This window comes from Streptomyces sp. NPDC000594, from assembly GCF_040299965.1.
In the GTDB taxonomy this organism is placed as follows: Bacteria; Actinomycetota; Actinomycetes; order Streptomycetales; family Streptomycetaceae; genus Streptomyces.
In genome coordinates this window covers 1-19,894 of the sequence record NZ_JBEPCY010000009.1, presented here as the reverse complement: position 1 = coordinate 19,894, position 19,894 = coordinate 1, and the positions used below count along the sequence as shown (strand labels likewise).

Genomic DNA, 19,894 nt, shown 5'->3' with positions numbered 1-19,894 from the left:
CCTCCGGCGCGCGGCCCCGGTGGGGCTCAGCGCACCTCGATGAAGTCCTCCGCCCGCCGTCCGGGCCGCTCCTTCGGCGGCTGGGCCGCGTGCCCCACGGCGACCGCGCCCATCGGGTCCCAGTCGCCGGGCAGCCCCAGCACCTCGCGGACGACATCCCGGCAGAACATCGTGGACGAGACCCAGGCCGAGCCCAGGCCCTCGCCGGCCAGCGCCACCAGGAGGTTCTGGACGCCCGCGCCCATCGCCACCACGAACATCTCGCGCTCGGCCGCGTCCCGCCGCGCGTCCCCGTAACGGTGGGCGCCGTCCGTGACCAGACAGGGGACGACGAGATAGGGGGCCCGTCGCAGCACCTCGCCCCGCCGGACCCGCCGGGCGATCGACTCCGCCGGCTTCCCGTCCCGCCGCAGATCCGCGATCCACGCCTCCAGCATCGCGTCCAGCAGCGCGGTGCGCGCGGACTCCGTTTCGAGGAGGACGAACCGCCAGGGCGTGGTGTGGTGGGGCGCGGGCGCGGTCACCGCCGCGGCCACCGCCCGCCGTACCGCACCGGGGTCGACCGGCTCGCCGGTGAAGTCCCGTACGGTACGCCGCCCGGTGACCGCCTCCCGGACCGCCTCCGAGGTACCGAGCCGGAACATGTCCAGCTCGGCGGGGCGCACCAGCGCCCGCGCCCCCGGGTCCCCGGCGCCGTCCACCCCGGCGGCGGTGTCCCCGACGAGCCGGCCGAGCCCGCTGACCACCGCGACCGGCAGCCCCGCCGCCTTGCCCTTGACCAGATCGCCCGCGGCGGCCAGCTCGTCCGCGAGGGCGACCACGGTGGCGCTCAGCGGATTGCCGTGCGCGTCCGTCCCGCCCCGCAGATCGTCCAGGACCCTGACCCCCGCCGCGCCGATGGCGATATCGGTGAGTCCGGCGCGCCAGGGGCGGCCCGAGGTGTCCGTCACGACCACCCCGACCTCGACGCCCAGCGCCGCCCGCAGCCCCTCCCGTACGGCCCGTGCCGAGGCGTCGGGGTCGGCGGGGAGCAGCAGCACCGTCCCGGCGGGGGTGTTGGAGGCGTCCACCCCGGCGGCGGCCATCACCAGTCCCAGCCGGTTCTCCACGATCCGCAGGGGGCCCCGGCGGGCGACCACCCGTACGGTCTCCGCGTCGATGGCGGCCTCGCGGTCGGCGGCGGTGAGCACCCGCCCCTCCGCCTTGCTGACGATCTTGGAGGTGACGAGCAGGATGTCGCCGTCGGCCAGGCCCGGCCGGGCGGCGGCGATCAGCGCGGCGAGATCGTCCCCGGGCCGCACCTCGGGCAGACCCGCCAGGGCCCGTACCGAGAACGCGGGCCGCTCACCGCCCGTACCGTCCGCACCGCCTGCTTGGGGCTCCTCGCCCTGCCGGGGCAGCGTGTCGCCGGTGGCCGTCACCCCCGCACCTCCCCGGCCAGCGCCAGCGCCTGCCGCGCCATCTCCGCCGTCGCCGCGAGGTCCGTCATCATCAGCGGCACCGCCCGGCAGCGGATCCCCGCCGCCTCGACCTCGGCCACCGCCGCCGCGTCCACCGTGTCCACCAGCCAGCCGTCGAGCAGCCCGGAGCCGTAGTGCTGGGCCACCGCCGCCGCCGTGGCCTCCACGCCGACCGCCGCCAGCACCTTGTCCGCCATCCCGCGCACGGGGGCGTTCCCGACGATGGGGGAGAGCCCCACCACCGGCACGCCCGCCTCCGCGACCGCCTCCCGGATCCCGGGCACGGAGAGGATGGTGCCGACACTGACCACCGGGTTGGACGGCGGGAAGAGCACCACATCGGCGGCGGCGATGGCCTCCAGCACCCCCGGCGCCGGCTTGGCCTGCTCCGCGCCGACCGGGACCACCGCGTCGGCGGGCACCCCGGCCCGCAGCCGTACCCAGTACTCCTGGAAGTGGATGACCTTCCGCTCACCGTCGATCTCCACGGCGACATGGGTCTCCACCCGGTCGTCGGACATCGGCAGCAGCCGGACGCCCGGCTTCCAGCGGGTGCACAGGGCCTCGGTGACCGCGCTCAGCGGATAGCCCGCCGAGAGCATCTGGGTCCGCACGATGTGCGTGGCGAAGTCACGGTCGCCGAGCCCGAACCACTCCGGGCCGACGCCGTACGCCGCCAGCTCCTCCTTGACCGTGAAGCTCTCGTCCGTACGCCCCCAGCCCTGTTCCTCGTTGATGCCCCCGCCCAGGGTGTACATCACCGTGTCGAGGTCGGGACAGACCTTGAGTCCGAAGAGGTGGATGTCGTCACCGGTGTTGCCGATGACCGTGACATCCGCGTCGGGAGCGGCCTGCTGGAGGCCGCGCAGGAACCGGGCACCACCGATGCCGCCGGCCAGAACCACAATGCGCATGGACGTCAGTCTGTCAGGCGGCGCCGGGCGCGGGACGGGGTGGTGGCTCCCCGGGCGGAGGCCCGGGCGGCGCCCCGGGGGGTACGCCGGGGGGTACGCCGGGAGCGCGTCCGGGGCGCCCGCCGGGAAAGGGCCCCCGGACCCTCCTCAGACCACCGCCTGGACGCACCGCGGGCTGTGCGCCGGGCCGTGCATCGGCATCTCGGTCAGCCCGGGGAAGTACACATGCAGGGAGACGGCCGGCTCCAGGGCGTCATTGACGACATCGTGGGCGTAGCCGGGGGCGAAGACCCGCTGCGCCCCGGTGGTCAGGGCGCGCGAGGTCCCCCGGGTGTGCTCGGTGAGGGTGCCCTCGACGACCGTGAGCACCCCGGAGGAGGGCCCGTGGTCATGGGCGCCGCTGCCCTGGCCGGGCAGCCAGGAGAGCAGCCAGACCTCGTAGCCGGGTCCCGTGCGCAGCCGGTGGTACCAGCGGGTGGTGGCGTCGTAGCGCACCAGCGGGGCCCAGGAGGCCCGGTCGGCGGCGATGGCGCGGGCGAGCCCGGCGAAGTCGGCGACGGTCGTGGGGTGTTCGGCGGGGGGCTGGAGGAGGTGCTGGACGGCGAGGATGTCGCCGGCGATCTGGAGGTCGCTGTCGCTGTTCATGGGTGCGGTGGGTCCTCGGCGGATACGTACGGACGTGCGGTACGGGGGAGGGCGCGCGCTCCGGTCACGGGGTGCGGAACGGGTGCGCGGGCCGCGGGCCGGCCGGTGCGACGACGGGGTGACGTCCGGAACCGGGCCGGGCCGGGAATGCGGGAAAGGGAGCCGGAGCGGCTACACCGACGGAGTGTGCGGCGTCCGCGTCAACAGCTGGAACAGCAACAGCGCGCCTGGACAGCACAGCGGAACCCGCGGGTGGGGGTCGCGAAAGATGCTGAGGTGGCTGGCATGCCATCCAAGGTGACGGGTCGCCCTCTTTCATGTCAACTCAATGACCGATTTGGCGGCAATGTTTCACCTCATACGGTCATGGAATCCGCAGAAAGGTTTGCTCGTACGCGGGAGCGGAGACACGGGCGGCAACCCGCGCTCGCGCTCCGCCCCGCCGGAGGGACGGCCGCCGCCCCGGGGTGCCGAAATGCCCCGGGAGCGCCGTGACCTGACGGTGATCCGGGTCGCTTCGGTGGCCGGATCGCAACGAGATCGGAGGGTGCGTCGTCTTCACTCGGGAGAGGGCCGCATGCGTCGGGTGCGGGAACAAGCCGCTGGCATGTGTCAGATTTTTGGTGATTTGAACACTTTCCGCATAGCCTTGGTTCCGCAGAGTGAATACCGGGCCCAATAGCAGATCCCCGCTTGACTGGGGAGAAGCACGTACTTGTAATTTCACTCGTGTCGTTTGGCCGAAAACGCTCACGGCAGCATCACGGGGACGCAAAGACAGACGAGGGGCGCACATGACCGAGCTGTTCGAACAACTGCTGGTCGAGGACGCGGACGACGAAATCGGCTGGCAGGAGCGTGCGTTGTGCGCCCAGACCGATCCAGAGTCCTTCTTCCCTGAAAAAGGCGGATCCACACGCGAGGCCAAAAAAGTCTGCCTCGCCTGCGAAGTCCGCGCGGAATGCCTTGAGTACGCGCTCGCCAACGACGAGCGATTCGGAATCTGGGGCGGGCTCTCCGAGCGGGAACGCCGCCGCCTCAAGAAGGCAGCCGTCTGAAACTCCCGCGGAAATCCAGTGACTGATTCCGGCTCAGCCCCGGAAGCTCCCCCGGACCCGCCGTCCGGGCCACCGATACCCCGCCCGGCACCGATACCGGTGCCCCCGGGAACGACTGACCTCCCGTCAGCGCCCCGTACCACCCCCGGTCCGCCGCCGTGGCCCACCCGCCGCGCGGCCCACCCCCGCCCGCCCCCCCCCCCCCAGCCCCCCCCCCCCCCCCCCGGCCCCCCCCCCCCCCCCCCCCCCCCCCCCCCCCCCCCCCGCCGTACCGCGCCCCCTCCCGTCCCCCGCGCCCCCTCCCGTCCCCCGCGCCCCCTCCCGTACACCCGGACGCACGGACCCGCCACCCCCGGCCGCCCTGCCCCGGACCACCACCCCGAACGACCCGGAACCCCTGGTTGACCAGGAAGTTGACCCCCGCGTCGACCCACGATGACCCCGACGGCGGTTTCCGGACGAATCTCCGCCCCGCCACCCCACCCTCCCCGCACCGCCCTCCCCACCCGTCACGCGCTACGCACCCCGGCACCCCCCACGGGCGTTAGTGTGGGGCCCCGTCCCAGACGCTCCAGCGCCCCCCACGGGGCGACCACGGCCGGAGGGCCCGTACCCCCATGTCCGCCACCACCGCCGCGTTCTCCCCCGCACACCCACCGGAGTTCCCGCGGCACGTCGTCACCGCCGTCCTCGTCTCCCACGACGGCGCCCGCTGGCTCCCCGACACCGTCGCCGGACTCCTCGGCCAGGACCGCCCGGTGCAGAACGTCATCGCCGCCGACACCGGCAGCGCCGACACCTCCGCCCACCTGCTCACCGAGGCATTCGGCCGCGACCGCGTCCTCCACCTCGCCCGCCGCACCGGCTTCGGCGCCGCCGTCGAGGAAGCCGCCCGCACCGCGCCCCTCCTCACCCCCGACGACCTGCCCTACCTCAAGCGCCCCAGCGGCTGGGACCCCACCACCCGCAGCTGGCGGGACGACGCCCACGACCTCCCCGACCTCCCCCACGGCGAACCCGTCCACTGGCTCTGGCTCCTCCACGACGACAGCGCCCCCGAACCCGGCGCCCTCACCGAACTCCTCCGCGTCGCCGACTCCGACGATCACGCCGCGATCCTCGGCCCCAAACTCCGCGGCTGGTACGACCGCCGCCAACTCCTCGAAGCCGGCGTCTCCATCGCCCACGGCGGCCGCCGCTGGACCGGACTCGACCGCCGCGAACAGGACCAGGGCCAGCACGACCAGATCCGCTCCGTCCTCGCCGTCTCCTCCGCCGGCATGCTCATCCGCCGCGACGTCTTCGACCGGCTCGGCGGCTTCGACCGCAGACTCCCCCTCATGCGCGACGACACCGACCTGTGCTGGCGCGCCCACAGCGCCGGCCACCGCGTCCTCATCGCCCCCGACGCCGTCCTCCGCCACGCCGAGGCCGCCTCCCGCGAACGCCGCACCGTCGACTGCGCCGGACGCACCGTCGTCAACCCCCACCGCGTCGACAAATCCGGCGCCGTCTACACCCTCCTCACCAACACCCGGGGCATCGCCCTCCCCTACGTCGCCCTCCGCCTCCTCCTCGGCACCGTCCTGCGCACCCTCGCCTACCTCGTCGGCAAGGCCCCCGCCCAGGCCGTCGACGAGGTCATGGGCCTCGCCGCCGTCCTGCTGCGCCCCGAACGCGTCATCGCCGGACGCTCCCGCCGCGCCGCCGCCCGCCGCACCGACCCCCGCGAACTGCGCCCCCTCTTCCCGCCCCCCGGAGCCACCCTCCGCGCCACCGCCGAACGGATCGCGGGCCACTTCGGCACCGCCGCCGCCCCCGACGCCGGCTCCCGCCACGGCGGAACCATCGGCGCCACCGAATCCGGACCCGGCGACGACGACGCCGACTATCTGGAGATCGAACAGTTCGCCCGGCTCAAGAGGATCGCCCGCCGCCCCGCACCCGTCCTCTTCGCCCTCCTCCTCGGCGTCTCCGTCATCGCCTGCCGCGACCTCATCGGCTCCGGCGCCCTCACCGGTGGCGCCCTCCTCGCCGCCCCCGCCGACGCCGGAGCCCTCTGGGACCGCCACACCGACGCCTGGCAGCCCACCGGCACCGGCGGCACCCAGACCGCACCCCCCTACCTCGCCGTCCTCGCCACCCTCGCCACCCTCTTCCTCGGCTCCACCGGCCTCACCCTCACCCTCCTCCTCGTCTGCTCCGTCCCCCTCGCCGGACTCACCGCCTACTTCGCCTCCCGGCCCCTCGTCGGCTCCCGGCTGCTCCGCGCCTGGGCGAGCATCGCCTACGCCTTCCTCCCCGCCGCCACCGGAGCCCTCGCCACCGGACGCCTCGGCACCGCCGTCCTCGCCGTCCTGCTGCCCCTCCTCGCCCGCGCCGCCGTCGCCGCCCACGGCCTCGGCCGCTCCGGACGCACCAGCTGGCGCGCGACCTGGACCTACGCCCTGCTGCTCACCCTCGCCACCGCCTTCACCCCGGTCGTCTGGCCCATCGCGATCGTCCTCGGCGGCCTCGTCCTCGCCGTGCGCCGCAGCCGGGCACGGACCGACGCACCCCGCTTCCTCGCCGCCGTCGCCACCCCGCTCCTCGCCCTCGCCCCCTGGTCGTTCACCCTGCTGACCGACCCCGCGAACCTGCTCCGCGAGGCCGGAGCCGACATCGGCGGCCAGGGCGCCTCCGCCCTCGACCTCCTCGGCACCAGCCCCGGCGGCCCCCACACCGTCGCCGGAGCGGTCCTCATCGGCCTGGTGCTGGCCGCCCTCGCCGCCCTGCTGCGCGAGGAACGCGCCTTCGCGATCCGCGCCGCCTGGGCCGCCGCCCTCGTCGGCCTCGCCTTCGCCGCCCTCACCAACCGCACCACCTGGGCCGGGCCCGCCACCCTCGTCTACGGCCTCGCCCTGCTCGCCGCCGCCGTCCTCGGCGCCGAACTCGGCCGCACCCGCGTCGGCGCCCGCAGCTTCGGCTGGCGCCAGCCCGCCGCCGTGGTCATCGCCCTCGCCGCCGCCCTCGGCCCGCTGGTCTCCGCCACCGCCTGGATGGCCGGCGGCGCCACCGGCCCGCTGGAACGCCGCGACCCCGTCCAGGTCCCCGCCTTCGTGGCGGAGGAGAGCGACAGCCCCGACCAGCCCCGCACCCTGGTCCTCGGCGGCGACTCCGCCTCCGAGGTCCGCTACACCCTGCTGCGCGGCTCCGGCGGACGCCTCGGCGACGCCGAACTCACCGCCGCCGCCGACCCCGACCCCCGCCTCGACCGGATCGTCGCCAACCTCGTCGCCGGCTCCGGCGCCGACCAGGCCGACCAGCTCGGCGGCTACGCCATCCGCTATGTCCTGGTCCGCGACGGGGCACCGGACCGGTTCGCCCGCGTCCTCGACGCCACCCCCGGCCTCGGCCGGCTCAGCCAGCTCGACGGCAGCGCCCTGTGGCGGGTGGACCGGCAGATCGCCCGCGCCATGATCATCCGCTCCGGCGGCGACCCGCTGCCCGTGGAGACCGGCGCCGTCGGCGCCCGGACGAAGATCCCCGCCGGCGCCGAGGGACGGATCCTGCGCCTCGCCGACCGCGCCGACGACGGCTGGCGGGCCACCCTCGACGGCCGCGCGCTGACCCGGACCACCGTCGACGGCTGGGCCCAGGGCTTCGAACTGCCCGCCACCGGCGGCACCCTGACCCTGGAGCACGAGAACCCCACCGGCCACACCGTCCGGATCTGGGCCCAGGGGCTGCTCGCCCTGGTCCTGGTCGTCCTGGCCCTGCCGGGGCGGCGCACCCACAACGACGACGACCTGCCGGAGGAGACCGAGGCCGGGGCCGCCGTCCTCGCCGGTGGCCCGCAGCCCCCGGCCGCCGCACCCGGCGACGCCACGGGGCGGCGCGCCCGCCGACTGCGCGACCGCACCGAACCGCCATCGGAGCCGCCGTACGGGGGGATCCCCCGGCAGCACCCCGCCCCCTGGCAACAACAACAGCAGCAACAGCAGCAGCAGTCACCGCCGCGGGGTCCGGAGGGTTCGTACGACGCCCAGCCCCCGTACGACGCCCAGCGCCCGTACGGCTCCCGGGACACCGCCGGGCACACCCCGGAGGAAGGGATCCGCCCGGGTACGTCCCCGAACGCCCCCGCCGCTCCCGCTGTTCCGGGCGACCGGGACCCGGGCGCTCGGCGTACCCCGGGCACCCCGGGCACCCCGGGCACCCCGGGCGGCCCGTACAGCCCGGAGGCCCCGTACGGCGCCGACACCCCGTACAACCCCCAGGGCACCACCGCCCCCGGGAGCCACCCCGGGCAGCAGGGCTTCCCCGGCCCCCGGGGCCCGTACGACGGACCCGCCCACGATCCGTACGGCCGCCCCGGCACCGACCCCCACACCACCCGAGGCGAGTGAGCGTGAAGCGCACGACCATCTCCCTGCTCGCGACCGCCACCGCGCTCGCCGCGATCACCGCGTTCGCCTCGCTGGCCGCCCCGGACACGGGGAACGGCGGCGCCGCGGCCCAGGCCCCCGCGCGGCTCCCCGTCGAGCGGGCCGGGCTGCTCTGCCCCGCCCCCGTCAGCTCCGAGGTGGCCGAGACCCGTTACACCGCCTTCACCCCGCCCGCCCGGAGCGGCTCCGGCACGGAGGCGAAGGAGACCGGGGCGCAGGAGACCGGGACGCAGGACGGCGGCGGAGCCCGGGCCAGGGCCGAACTGGTCCCCTCCGTCTCCGGCCGGTCCGAGCGCCGCAGCGGTCCCGACGACGCCCCCGCCAAGGACCGCGACCGGCGCGGACCCGTCGTACCCCTGGAACGGCCGGGCACCCCCGTCGCCGCCGAGGAGACCGCCACCGACGCCCCCGCCCTCGTCGGCACCGCCACCGGCGCGCTCGCCCCCGGCTGGACCGCCCAGCAGACCACCGTGGTCCCCGCCGGGGACATCCGCGGCCTCTACGGCCTCGGCTGCACCCCGCCCGCGACCGAGCTGTGGATCCCCGGCGCCTCCACCGACCGGAACCGCAAGGACTACATCCACCTCACCAACCCCGACGACTCCCCGGCCGTCGTCGACATCGAGATGTTCGGGCCCGAGGGGGAGCTGCAGACCACCCTCACCGAAGGCGTCCCCGTCCCGGCCCGTGCCAGCGTGCCGATCCTGCTCTCCATCCTCACCTCCGAGGCCACCCGCGATGTCACCGTCCATGTCAGCACCCGCTCCGGCCGGATCGGCGCCGCGGTGCGCGCGGGCGAGTCGGGGACCGGCGGCGACTGGCTGACCGCCGCCGCCCGGCCCGCTCCCACCGCCGTGCTCCCCGGCATCCCGGCCGACGCCACCTCCGTACGGCTGGTGGCCTTCGCCCCGGGTGACCACGACGCCGAGCTGACGGTCGAATTCGCCGGGCCCAGCGGCCGGATCGTCCCCGCCGGCAGTGAGTCGCTCCATGTCAAAGCGGGCATGACGGCCGGTCTCGACCTCGGCCGGCTCACCCAGGGCGAGGGCGGCGCCCTGATCGTCGGCCCGGAGGACGGCGCCCGCGCCACCCCCGTGACCGCCGCGCTGCGGATCGTCCGGGGCAAGGGCGAGGAGCAGGAGATCGCGTTCATCCCGGCGACCGTCCCGGTGGGGGAGCGGGCCACCGTCGCCGACAACCGGGCGAAGGGCACCACACTCGCCCTCACCGCGCCCGACACCGCCGCCCGGATCAGGGTCACCGCCTCCGCGGGCACCGAGGGCGGCCGGGCGGTGGTGAAGACCTACTCCGTGAAGGCCCGCACCACCCTCACCGTCCCGGCACCCGCCCCGGCCGGGCTGAAGGGCTCGTACGCCCTCACCCTGGAGACGGAGTCCGGCGGCCCGGTCCACGCGGCGCGCACCCTGGAACTGCCGGAGAACGGGATCGGGATGTTCACGGTGCAGAGCTTCCAGGACGACCGGGGCACGGTCGCGGTACCCAAGGCGGAACAGGACGTATCGGTCCTGGACGGCTAGCCGGCCGGTCCTGGACGGTCGGCCGGTCCGGTGTCCTAGTTGTCGGGCGAACGCAGCACGCGGAGATGGCCCCGGCGGGCGACCTCCAGAGGATCCGCCCCGCGCCGTCCGTTCTGCGCCTCGGCGGCACGGCCCGGTGGACGGGCGGCCTCCCGTACGGCGTTGGCCAGCGCCTCCAGATCGTCACCGCTGGGCCGGGCCGGCGCGGAGGAGTCCGTCAGCCGGACGACCTCCCACCCCCGGGGCGCGGTCAGCCGCTCACTGTGCTCGGCGCACAGGTCGTAACAGTGGGGCTCGGCGTAGGTGGCGAGCGGGCCGAGGACCGCGGTCGAGTCGGCATAGACGTACGTCAGCGTCGCGACGGCAGGCCGACCGCACGCGGTGCGCGAACAGCGACGTACAGGGCTCACGACGTTGGACGGTACCGCACTCTTGAGCGGGCTGCGACGACTCCACACCACGTCACCCACCCGTGTCGTGTTCCCGGGCGCTGTTCACAGCGGTTTCGGAGGACCGCTGTGACCTGCATGGAAAGGGGTCCGCCGGGTCGGGGGACCGGATCGATTCCACCGGGATTCGGCCATGACAGGGTGTACATCAGGTCATTCACGCTCCGCCCCGCTCTGTCCCGCTTCCTCCGGTGCAGGGGGCGGCCACTTCCTCCGGTGTACGGGACAGCGGGCCGTCCCCGCGCCCGTCCGGCCCTCGGCCCCACGCCCGTCCGGCCCTCCGCCCACCCGGACGCATGGCTTCCGCACCCGATTTGGCGCAGGGGGACGATCGCGGTGGGTCCCGGAGAGCTACGCTGCGTCAGTGATGGACAGTCCCCCACCGCAGCGCCCGCCCGAGCCGAGGCCACGCCATCGCGACCGTCACGGCCGGGGCATGCGGGGCCCGGTGGCCCCTCCTCAGGTACCCCTGGCCGCGAGCCGGGCCGAGGCGTTCAGCGATCTGGTGCACGACTCGGTGGAACGCCTGGAGCGCCGCTGGCCACAACTCGCGGATGTCGACTTTGTGGTGATGGATGTGCCGGATGTGACGGAAGATACGGTTCCACTTGGCGACTCCGCTCCTGCGGGCCGAGAACACCCCGCCCGGATCGCCATCTACCGCCGCCCCGTGGAGATCCGGGCCAAGAACCGCGAGGAACGCGCCCTGCTCGTCCACGAGGTCGTGGTGGAGCAGGTCGCGGAGCTGCTGGGCCTCGCCCCCGAGTCGGTGGACCCGCGATACGGCCAGGACTGAGGGATGCCGGTAGTTTGTGGTGACCGCAGAGACTTCCAGAAGGGTTGGCCCGTGGCTGCTGATCTGTCGCAGATCGTCAAGGCGTACGACGTGCGCGGAGTGGTACCGGACCAGTGGGACGAGGCACTGGCGGAACTCTTCGGCGCCGCCTTCGTCCAGGTCACCGAGGCCGACGGCATCGTCATCGGCCATGACATGCGCCCCTCGTCGCCCGGCCTCGCCGCCGCCTTCGCCCGCGGCGCCACCCGCCGGGGCGCGGATGTCACCCTGATCGGCCTCTGCTCCACCGACCAGCTCTACTTCGCCTCCGGACACCTCGGACTGCCCGGCGCGATGTTCACCGCCTCGCACAACCCGGCCCAGTACAACGGCATCAAGATGTGCCGCGCGGGCGCCGCCCCCGTCGGCCGGGACACCGGCCTCGCGGACATCCGCGCCCTCGTCGAGCGCTGGACGGACCAGGGCGCCCCCGAGCCGGTGGCCACCCCCGGCACCGTGACCGAGCGTGACACCCTCGCCGAGTACGCGACCCATCTCCTCTCCCTGGTCGACCTCTCCGCGATGCGCCCCCTGAAGGTCGTCGTGGACGCGGGCAACGGCATGGGCGGCCACACCGTCCCCACCGTCTTCGCCGCACTGCCGCTCACCGTCGTCCCGATGTACTTCGAGCTGGACGGCACCTTCCCCAACCACGAGGCCAACCCGCTGGACCCGGCGAACATCGTCGACCTCCAGCAGCGCGTCCGCGAGGAGGGCGCCGACCTCGGCCTCGCCTTCGACGGCGACGCCGACCGCTGCTTCGTCGTGGACGAACGCGGCGAGGGCGTCTCCCCGTCCGCGATCACCGCCCTGGTGGCCGCCCGCGAACTCGACAAGCACCCCGGCAGCACCGTGATCCACAACCTGATCACCTCCTGGTCGGTCCCGGAGGTCGTCCGCGAGCTGGGCGGCACCCCCGTCCGCACCCGCGTCGGCCACTCCTTCATCAAGGAGGAGATGGCACGGACCGGCGCCGTCTTCGGCGGTGAGCACTCCGCCCACTACTACTTCCGCGACTTCTGGAACGCCGACACCGGCATGCTCGCCGCCCTGCATGTGCTGGCGGCCCTCGGCTCCCAGGGCAAGCCGCTCTCCGAACTGGTCGCCCAGTACGACCGCTACGCCGGCTCCGGGGAGATCAACTCCACCGTGGACGACCAGGCGGGACGGCTGGCGGCGGTCCGCGAGGCGTTCGGCACCCGCCCCGGTGTCACCCTCGACGAGCTGGACGGTCTCACGGTCACCTCGGCGGACTGGTGGTTCAACCTCCGGCCCTCCAACACCGAGCCGTTGCTCCGCCTCAATGTCGAGTCCCGGGACGCCGAGACCCTCGCCGCCCTCCGCGACGAGGTCCTCGCCATCGTCCGCGCCGACTGACCGCACCCGCCCCCGTTCCCGGTTCCGCCGTCCGGCTGCCGCCCGGCGGAACCGGGACACCGGGACATGGGGCCACCGGGATGCGGGGCCACGGGGACACGGGGGGTACGAGGACCGGGGTGACCCGAGGGGCGCATGTGGGGCGCGGGAGGCGCGGGAGGGCGCACCGCCCCGCCCGTCCACCCCCACCCCACCCACCGGCGGTACGCTGACGACGCCCGTTCCACCACTCCCGAAGGACCCACCTCATGGCGCTCGAAGCCGGCCTCCTCTCCATCCTGGCCTGCCCGGCCTGCCACGCCCCCCTCGACGACCGCACCGGCGACGACACCCCCGAACTGGTCTGCACCAGTGCCGACTGTGCTCTCGCCTACCCCGTGCGCGACGACATCCCCGTCCTCCTCGTCGACGAAGCCCGCCGCCCCGCCTGACGCACCCCACCCGGCCCCGGGCCCGCGCGGCCCGTACCCGGACCGGCCCGTACCGCGACCGCGACCGCACGGCGATCGGAGACCCACCCCATGCTCGACGAGTCACTCCTCGACGCTCCGGAGGCCCTCGCCCGCGCCGACCGCCGGGGACTCCTGCGGGGCGCCGCCGAAGCGGGCGCCCGCGTCCGTACCGCCACGCGCCACGCCACCGAGGCGGGCATCGCCGACCTCAAGCCCGACGGCCGCCCCCGCGCCGTCCTCGTCGCCGGCTCCGGCACCGCGGCCGACGGAGTCGCCGACCTGATCGGCGCCCTCGCCGGAGCCTCGGCCCCCGTCATCCACCTCGCCCCCAGCGGTGTCGCCCCCGCCCCCGGCGCCCTGCGCTGGACCCTTCCCGGCTGGGCGGGCTCCCTCGACCTGCTCCTCGTCCTCACCGTCGACGGCGCCGAGCCCGGCCTCGCCCTCCTCGCCGAGCAGGCGTACCGCCGCGGCTGCACCGTCGCCGCCGTCGCCCCGCCCCGCTCCCCGCTGACCGAGGCCGTCGAGAGCAGCCACGGCCTGGTCGTCCCCCTGGCCGAAGCCCCCTACGAGCTGTACGAGGACACCCCGGCCGCCAGCCCCGGCGCGCTCTGGGCCCTCTTCACCCCCCTCCTCGCCCTCCTCGACCGGTGCGGCCTCGTCGAAGCACCCCCCGAGACCCTCGCCAAGGTCGCCGACCGGCTCGACCGCACCGCCGAACGCTGCGGCCCCGCCATCGCCACCTACAGCAACCCCGCGAAGACCCTCGCCGCCGAACTCGCCGACAGCCTCCCCCTGATCTGGACCGAGGGCAGCGGCGCCGCCCCCGTCGGGCGCCGCTTCGCCGCCGTCCTCGCCGAGCTGGCCGGCCGCCCGGCGCTCGCCGCCGAACTCCCCGGGGCGCTCCCCTCCCATGGCGCCCTCCTCCTCGGCGGCCTCGCCGCCGGAGCCGACCCCGACGACTTCTTCCGCGACCGGGTCGAGGAACAGCAGGCCCTCCGCGCCCGGGTGCTGCTGCTGCGCGACAGCCCCGCCGGAGGGCTGACCGCGGCCCCCGCCGCCCGCGCGTTCGCCCTCGGCCACGACACCCCCGTCAGCGAACTCGCCCCCGCCGACTCCTTCGAGCCGATCGAGCCACTCGCGACGGAGACCGCGCCCGGGCCCGAGGACGGCACCGGCCTGGAGTCGGTCGCCGAACTCCTCGCCGTGACCGACTTCGCCGCCGTCTACCTCGCCCTCGCCACCCCCGGCAACCCGGCGGGCCCCGGCACCCCGGCCGCCTAGGCACCGCCCCGCCCCCGCACCGTCCCGGGGCTGCCGGGCCGCGGGGCAGGAGCACACCCCGGCCCGGGCCGTCTCCTTCGGATCCCGCTGGGCCCGCGTGACCCGGCACCGCCTGACCCGGAAGAACCCTGGCACCGCCTGACCCGGAAGAAACTGCCCAGCGCCTCTTCATGTCCCGTCCACCCGCCCTTCCACGGTCGGCGCTACCGTGACCACACCCCGTCCCACCACCCGCGCCATCGGGCAGAACTCGGAAGCAGCCATGGACCGCCTCGTCAACACCGTGCGCCCCTACGCCTGGGGCTCCACCACCGCCATCCCGGACCTGCTGGGCACCGCCCCCACCGGCGAACCCCAGGCCGAGATGTGGATGGGAGCCCACCCCGGCGCACCCTCCCGCCTGCACCGGGGCCGACTCGACGAGGTCATCGCCGCCGACCCCGTACGCGAACTCGGCGCCCCGGCCGTCGATGCCTTCGGACCGCAGCTCCCCTTCCTCTTCAAGATCCTCGCCGCGGGTGCCCCCCTCTCCCTCCAGGTCCACCCCGACCGCCACCGGGCCATCGAGGGCTACGCCGCCGAGGAACAGGCCGGCATCCCCGCCGACGCCCCGCAGCGCAACTACAAGGACGCCAACCACAAGCCCGAGCTGATCTGCGCGCTCACCCCCTTCGAGGGCCTGTGCGGCTTCCGGCCCGCCGCCGCCACCGCCGATCTCCTCGCCGGGCTCGGTGTCGACTCCCTCAAGCCGTACGCGGACCTCCTCCGCGCCCACCCCGAGGAAGCCGCCCTCCGCGAGGTCCTCACCGCGATCCTCACCGCGGACCCCGAGGAGATCGCCGGGACCGTCGCCGAGGCCACCGCCGCCGCCGACCGCCTCGGCGGCCCCTACACCCCGTACGCCGGGATCGCCCACCACTACCCCGGCGACCCCGGCGTCATCGCGGCGATGCTCCTCAACCATGTCCTCCTCCAGCCCGGCGAGGCCCTCTACCTCGGCGCCGGCGTCCCCCACGCCTATATCGGCGGCCTCGGCGTGGAGATCATGGCCAACTCGGACAACGTCCTCCGCTGCGGCCTCACCCCCAAACACATCGACGTGCCCGAGCTGCTGCGGGTCGTCCGCTTCACCGCCGGTGACCCCTCGGTCCTGCGCCCCGAGGCCACCGCCGCCGGCGAGGAGGTGTACGAGACCCCCGTGGACGAGTTCCGCCTCTCCCGCTGTCTCCTCGCCCCCGCCGCCACCCCCCTCGATCTCACCGCCCCCGGCCCGCAGATCCTGCTCTGCACCGCCGGAAGGGCCGCCGCAGGCGAACTGACACTCGATCCGGGCGCATCCGTGTTCGTACCCGCCGGAGAGAAAACTCAGGTCAGCGCCGTCGGCACCGAGCCCGCGACGCTCTTCCGCGCCACCGTCGCCGGCTGACGCCGATCTCCCTTTTGTCCTCTTCCGGCCCCCTCCCCGCCCTGCGAAAATGACCCGCCTGGCGCCGGACCCCGGTGCCACCACGCCCCGGGCCAGCCGTACCGGCTCTTTCCGACCGGCATACGGGTGCTTTGTCCCCGGGCGCGCGTACGCGGCCGTACGAAGGGACATCCGGCACACATGAGTGCGTCAGGCGGAACCAAGGCGATCGTCGCGGCGCTCGCCGCGAACCTCGCCATCGCGGTGGCCAAATTCGTGGCCTTCCTCTTCAGCGGCTCGTCCTCGATGCTCGCCGAGAGCGTCCACTCACTCGCCGACTCCGGCAACCAGGGCCTGCTCCTCCTCGGCGGCCGGCGCGCCCGCCGCGCCGCCACCCCCCAGCACCCCTTCGGCTACGGCCGCGAGCGCTATATCTACGCCTTCCTCGTCTCCATCGTCCTCTTCTCCGTCGGCGGCATGTTCGCGATCTACGAGGGCTACGAGAAGATCAAGCACCCGCACCCCATCGACCACTGGTACTGGCCGGTCGGCGTCCTCATCTTCGCGATCATCGTCGAGACCCTCTCCTTCCGTACCGCGATCAAAGAGTCCAACCAGGTCCGCGGCTCCCTCTCCTGGAAGGAGTTCATCCGCCGGTCCAAGGCCCCCGAGCTGCCCGTCGTCCTCCTGGAGGACCTCGGCGCCCTGGTCGGTCTCTTCCTCGCCCTCATCGGCGTGAGCCTCGCCCTCGCCACCGGCGACGGCCTCTGGGACGGCATCGGCACCCTCTGCATCGGCGTCCTCCTCATCCTCATCGCCCTCGTCCTGGCCGCCGAGACCAAATCCCTGCTGCTCGGCGAAGCCGCCGGCACCGACGATCTGCGGCGGATCGAGGAGGCCCTCGTCGACGGCGACCGCGTGACCCGCATCATCCATATGCGCACCCTCCACCTCGGCCCCGAGGAACTCCTGGTCGCGGCCAAGATCGCCGTCCCCAACGACGACACCGCCACCGAGGTCGCCGCCTCGATCAACGCCGCCGAACGACGCGTCCGCGCGGCCTGCCCCATCGCCCGGGTCATCTATCTGGAACCCGACGTCTACCGCGACGCCGAGGCCACCGCGGGCCCCGACCCCGCCGCCACCCCGGGCGGCTCCCCGCCCCACCCCTGACCACCACCGCCCGGCCGTTCCCGCCGCCATCGACCGGAGATCACGCCCACGCGGGCTGGGGCCGACGGGGCCCGGCGGTGTAGATTCGGGGACAGAGTCAGGCGTCGCTGCTGATGGCGGTCGGGCGGTCCTCCGGGACCGGCCGAGGGGAGAGAGGGCCTCCGACGGACTGCACTGCGCGTGGTCCCGGGCATTCCTGTGCCCGCCGCCGCAGAGCCATCCGTGCCCAACCCCGACTTCACACGAGGAGCAGCCCGACATGACGACCGTCGACACCGGCCAGGACTTCAAGGTCGCCGACCTTTCCCTCGCCGCCTTCGGCCGCAAGGAGATCACCCTCGCCGAGCACGAGATGCCCGGCCTGATGTCCATCCGCGCGGAGTACGCCGAGCAGCAGCCCCTCGCGGGCGCCCGCGTCACCGGCTCCCTGCACATGACCGTCCAGACCGCCGTCCTCATCGAGACCCTGGTCGCCCTCGGCGCCGACGTCCGCTGGGCGTCCTGCAACATCTTCTCCACCCAGGACCACGCCGCCGCCGCCATCGCGGTCGGCCCCGAGGGCACCCCGGAGAACCCCAAGGGTGTCCCGGTCTTCGCCTGGAAGGGCGAGACCCTGGAGGAGTACTGGTGGTGCACCGAGCAGGCCCTGACCTGGCCGAACTCGCCCACCGGCGGCCCCAACATGATCCTGGACGACGGCGGCGACGCCACCCTCCTGGTCCACAAGGGCGTCGAGTTCGAGAAGGCCGGAGAGGCCCCGGACCCGGCCACCGCGGACAGCGAGGAGTACGGCTACATCCTGCGGGTCCTCAACCGCACCCTCTCCGAGAACCCGCAGAAGTGGACCCGCCTGGCGTCCGAGATCCGCGGTGTCACGGAGGAGACCACGACCGGTGTCCACCGTCTCTACGAGATGCACCGTGACGGCACCCTCCTCTTCCCGGCGATCAACGTGAACGACGCCGTCACCAAGTCCAAGTTCGACAACAAGTACGGCTGCCGCCACTCCCTGGTCGACGGCATCAACCGCGCCACCGATGTCCTCATCGGCGGCAAGGTCGCCGTGATCTGCGGCTACGGCGACGTGGGCAAGGGCTGCGCGGAGTCCCTGCGCGGCCAGGGCGCCCGCGTGATCGTCACCGAGGTCGACCCGATCTGCGCCCTCCAGGCGGCGATGGACGGCTACCAGGTCACCACGCTGGACGAGGTGGTCGGCCTCGCCGACATCTTCGTCACCACCACGGGCAACAAGGACATCATCATGGCCACGGACATGGCCAAGATGAAGCACCAGGCCATCGTCGGGAACATCGGCCACTTCGACAACGAGATCGACATGGCCGGGCTCGCCCAGATCCCCGGGATCGTCAAGGACGAGGTCAAGCCGCAGGTCCACACCTGGACCTTCCCCGACGGCAAGGTCATCATCGTGCTCTCCGAGGGCCGTCTGCTGAACCTCGGCAACGCGACCGGTCACCCCTCCTTCGTGATGTCCAACAGCTTCGCCGACCAGACGCTGGCGCAGATCGAGCTGTTCACCAAGCCCGAGGAGTACCCGACCGACGTCTACGTCCTGCCCAAGCACCTGGACGAGAAGGTCGCCCGTCTCCACCTGGACGCGCTCGGCGTGAAGCTGACCACCCTCCGTCCGGAGCAGGCCGCCTACATCGGTGTCCAGGTCGAGGGCCCCTACAAGCCCGACCACTACCGCTACTGATCACTCCCCGCCCCCGATCGTGAACGTCTGACCGCGGCTCCTCGCCCCTCAGGCACATGATCACCGGCGACTCAGGACAGGCCCCCGCACCCCCGTGACGGGGGCCTGTCCCATGTCTCCCCCTGTATCTCCCTGGCTCAGGGTCCGGCCGGCCCGGGCCACGCCCGGTGTCCGCGCCGGACGCCGTCATCTCCGAGACCCCCGCACAGGAACCTCGCCCCATGCCCCGTGGCCGTTATTCGCTCCATGATCCGCACGATCGCACCCCCCTCGGCGAAGAACACTTCCACTGCGCGCCCGGCCCCTCCGGCTGGCGCTATGTCTCGCGGGTCACCACCCCCTCCGGCGATCAGACCGGCTCCGTCGATCTCGCCCTGGACGATCTCGGCCGCCCCATCCGTCTGGCACTCCAGGCCGCCGACTGGCAGGTCCGCGGCGCCGCCCTCGACGGGGTGACCTGGGTCCGTACGGACCCCACGGGTATCCACGCCACCGAGGGCACGGTCCGAGCCCACGCTTTCACCGGTACATCCCCCGCCTTCCTGGTCGCGACGGCCCGCCTGCTCCGTCTCACCCCCGGATCCCCCGCGACACGCGTCCGTCTCGTGGCTTTCACGGATCCCGTCCTGGCGCCCCGCACGGTCGACCAGTCCTGGGCGCTGGTGAAGAGTGAAGCGCACGCCACTGACAACGGCCCCCTGAGCGTGGACGAATACCAGGTCAACGCCCTGGACACGGGCGAGCAGCACACCGTTCACATCGCCGGCGATGTGGTCCTCTCGGCCCCCGGCATCGAGCTGGAGGATCTGGAGACCCCACCGTCGGTCTTCCCTTGATCGGCTCGATGTGCGTCCGCCCCGGCTGACCTGCTAGTCTCCTTCTCGTCCACAAAAACCGTTGACACGGGGTTTGTGGGGAGGTAGATTTTGAGGGTTGCCTCGGACTGGACACAGTCGCGAGTGATCGTTAGAATCTCTCTCGCCCCTCAAGGTGGAAATCATTTTTCCGCCGGGGCCAATCGACTCCTTATCGGGATCGCAAAACGCCGATTCGCTCGGCGGAAATGCTTCTGATAAAGTCGGAGCAGCCGAAAGGCAAAAGGCCGGTCCAACTGGCCGCTGGATCCGAAAGGTCCGAATCCCGGGAGACCGGGGGGCGGGAAA

The 19,894-nt window shown here is 73.7% G+C and carries 15 protein-coding genes; 11 read left to right on the top strand and 4 right to left on the bottom strand.

Annotated elements, in window-relative coordinates; genetic code table 11:
• Nucleotides 1-26 precede the first annotated feature (26 nt).
• The 3 genes from ABT354_RS15435 to ABT354_RS15425 form a co-directional block, all read right to left on the bottom strand.
• A complete protein-coding gene (locus ABT354_RS15435) occupies nt 27-1,400 on the bottom strand; it encodes a coenzyme F420-0:L-glutamate ligase (protein ID WP_351494093.1) in 1,374 nt (457 codons plus the stop codon).
• Nucleotides 1,401-1,417: 17 nt separating this feature from the next.
• Nucleotides 1,418-2,374: a 2-phospho-L-lactate transferase gene (gene cofD, locus ABT354_RS15430; protein ID WP_351493721.1), complete on the bottom strand. Its 957-nt coding sequence runs from the start codon at nt 2,372-2,374 to the stop codon at nt 1,418-1,420.
• A 147-nt stretch (nt 2,375-2,521) separates the two neighbouring features.
• Nucleotides 2,522-3,019: a cysteine dioxygenase gene (locus ABT354_RS15425; protein WP_351493719.1), complete on the bottom strand. Its 498-nt coding sequence runs from the start codon at nt 3,017-3,019 to the stop codon at nt 2,522-2,524.
• 794 nt (nt 3,020-3,813) lie between these two features.
• On the opposite strand from ABT354_RS15425, the gene ABT354_RS15420 reads away from it, so the two are divergent.
• From ABT354_RS15420 to ABT354_RS15410, 3 genes are all read left to right on the top strand, one after another.
• Complete coding sequence (locus tag ABT354_RS15420; RefSeq protein WP_003956777.1) at nt 3,814-4,077, top strand: WhiB family transcriptional regulator; 264 nt, start codon at nt 3,814-3,816, stop codon at nt 4,075-4,077.
• Between the two features lie 617 nt (nt 4,078-4,694).
• Nucleotides 4,695-8,465 carry a glycosyltransferase family 2 protein gene (locus tag ABT354_RS15415; RefSeq protein ID WP_351493716.1) on the top strand — a complete coding sequence of 1,257 codons (3,771 nt, stop codon included), beginning with the start codon at nt 4,695-4,697 and terminating at the stop codon, nt 8,463-8,465.
• Nucleotides 8,466-8,467: 2 nt separating this feature from the next.
• Entirely contained in the window at nt 8,468-10,042 is a 1,575-nt protein-coding gene (locus ABT354_RS15410) for a DUF5719 family protein (protein ID WP_351493714.1), read from the top strand.
• A gap of 35 nt (nt 10,043-10,077) precedes the next feature.
• Here the strand turns inward: ABT354_RS15410 and ABT354_RS15405 are convergent, their stop codons facing one another.
• A complete protein-coding gene (locus ABT354_RS15405) occupies nt 10,078-10,500 on the bottom strand; it encodes a DUF3499 domain-containing protein (RefSeq protein ID WP_351494091.1) in 423 nt (140 codons plus the stop codon).
• 358 nt (nt 10,501-10,858) lie between these two features.
• Between ABT354_RS15405 and ABT354_RS15400 the strand changes: the two genes are divergently transcribed.
• The 8 genes from ABT354_RS15400 to ABT354_RS15365 all read left to right on the top strand — a co-directional run bounded on the left by ABT354_RS15400 (nt 10,859) and on the right by ABT354_RS15365 (nt 19,567).
• Complete coding sequence (locus ABT354_RS15400; protein WP_351493712.1) at nt 10,859-11,287, top strand: metallopeptidase family protein; 429 nt, start codon at nt 10,859-10,861, stop codon at nt 11,285-11,287.
• Nucleotides 11,288-11,338: 51 nt separating this feature from the next.
• The gene (locus ABT354_RS15395; RefSeq protein WP_351493709.1) at nt 11,339-12,703 is read left to right on the top strand and encodes a phosphomannomutase/phosphoglucomutase; all 1,365 of its coding nucleotides are present in this window, start codon (nt 11,339-11,341) and stop codon (nt 12,701-12,703) included.
• A gap of 248 nt (nt 12,704-12,951) precedes the next feature.
• Complete coding sequence (locus ABT354_RS15390) at nt 12,952-13,134, top strand: Trm112 family protein (RefSeq protein WP_351493707.1); 183 nt, start codon at nt 12,952-12,954, stop codon at nt 13,132-13,134.
• 90 nt (nt 13,135-13,224) lie between these two features.
• Complete coding sequence (locus ABT354_RS15385; RefSeq protein WP_351493704.1) at nt 13,225-14,436, top strand: SIS domain-containing protein; 1,212 nt, start codon at nt 13,225-13,227, stop codon at nt 14,434-14,436.
• A gap of 262 nt (nt 14,437-14,698) precedes the next feature.
• Complete coding sequence (gene manA / locus ABT354_RS15380) at nt 14,699-15,862, top strand: mannose-6-phosphate isomerase, class I (RefSeq protein ID WP_351494089.1); 1,164 nt, start codon at nt 14,699-14,701, stop codon at nt 15,860-15,862.
• 180 nt (nt 15,863-16,042) lie between these two features.
• Nucleotides 16,043-17,014, top strand: a complete 972-nt coding sequence (locus tag ABT354_RS15375; RefSeq protein WP_351493702.1) for a cation diffusion facilitator family transporter — start codon at nt 16,043-16,045, stop codon at nt 17,012-17,014.
• 259 nt (nt 17,015-17,273) lie between these two features.
• A complete protein-coding gene (ahcY, locus tag ABT354_RS15370) occupies nt 17,274-18,731 on the top strand; it encodes an adenosylhomocysteinase (RefSeq protein WP_351493700.1) in 1,458 nt (485 codons plus the stop codon).
• A gap of 221 nt (nt 18,732-18,952) precedes the next feature.
• Complete coding sequence (locus ABT354_RS15365; RefSeq protein ID WP_351493698.1) at nt 18,953-19,567, top strand: hypothetical protein; 615 nt, start codon at nt 18,953-18,955, stop codon at nt 19,565-19,567.
• Nucleotides 19,568-19,894: the final 327 nt, after the last annotated feature.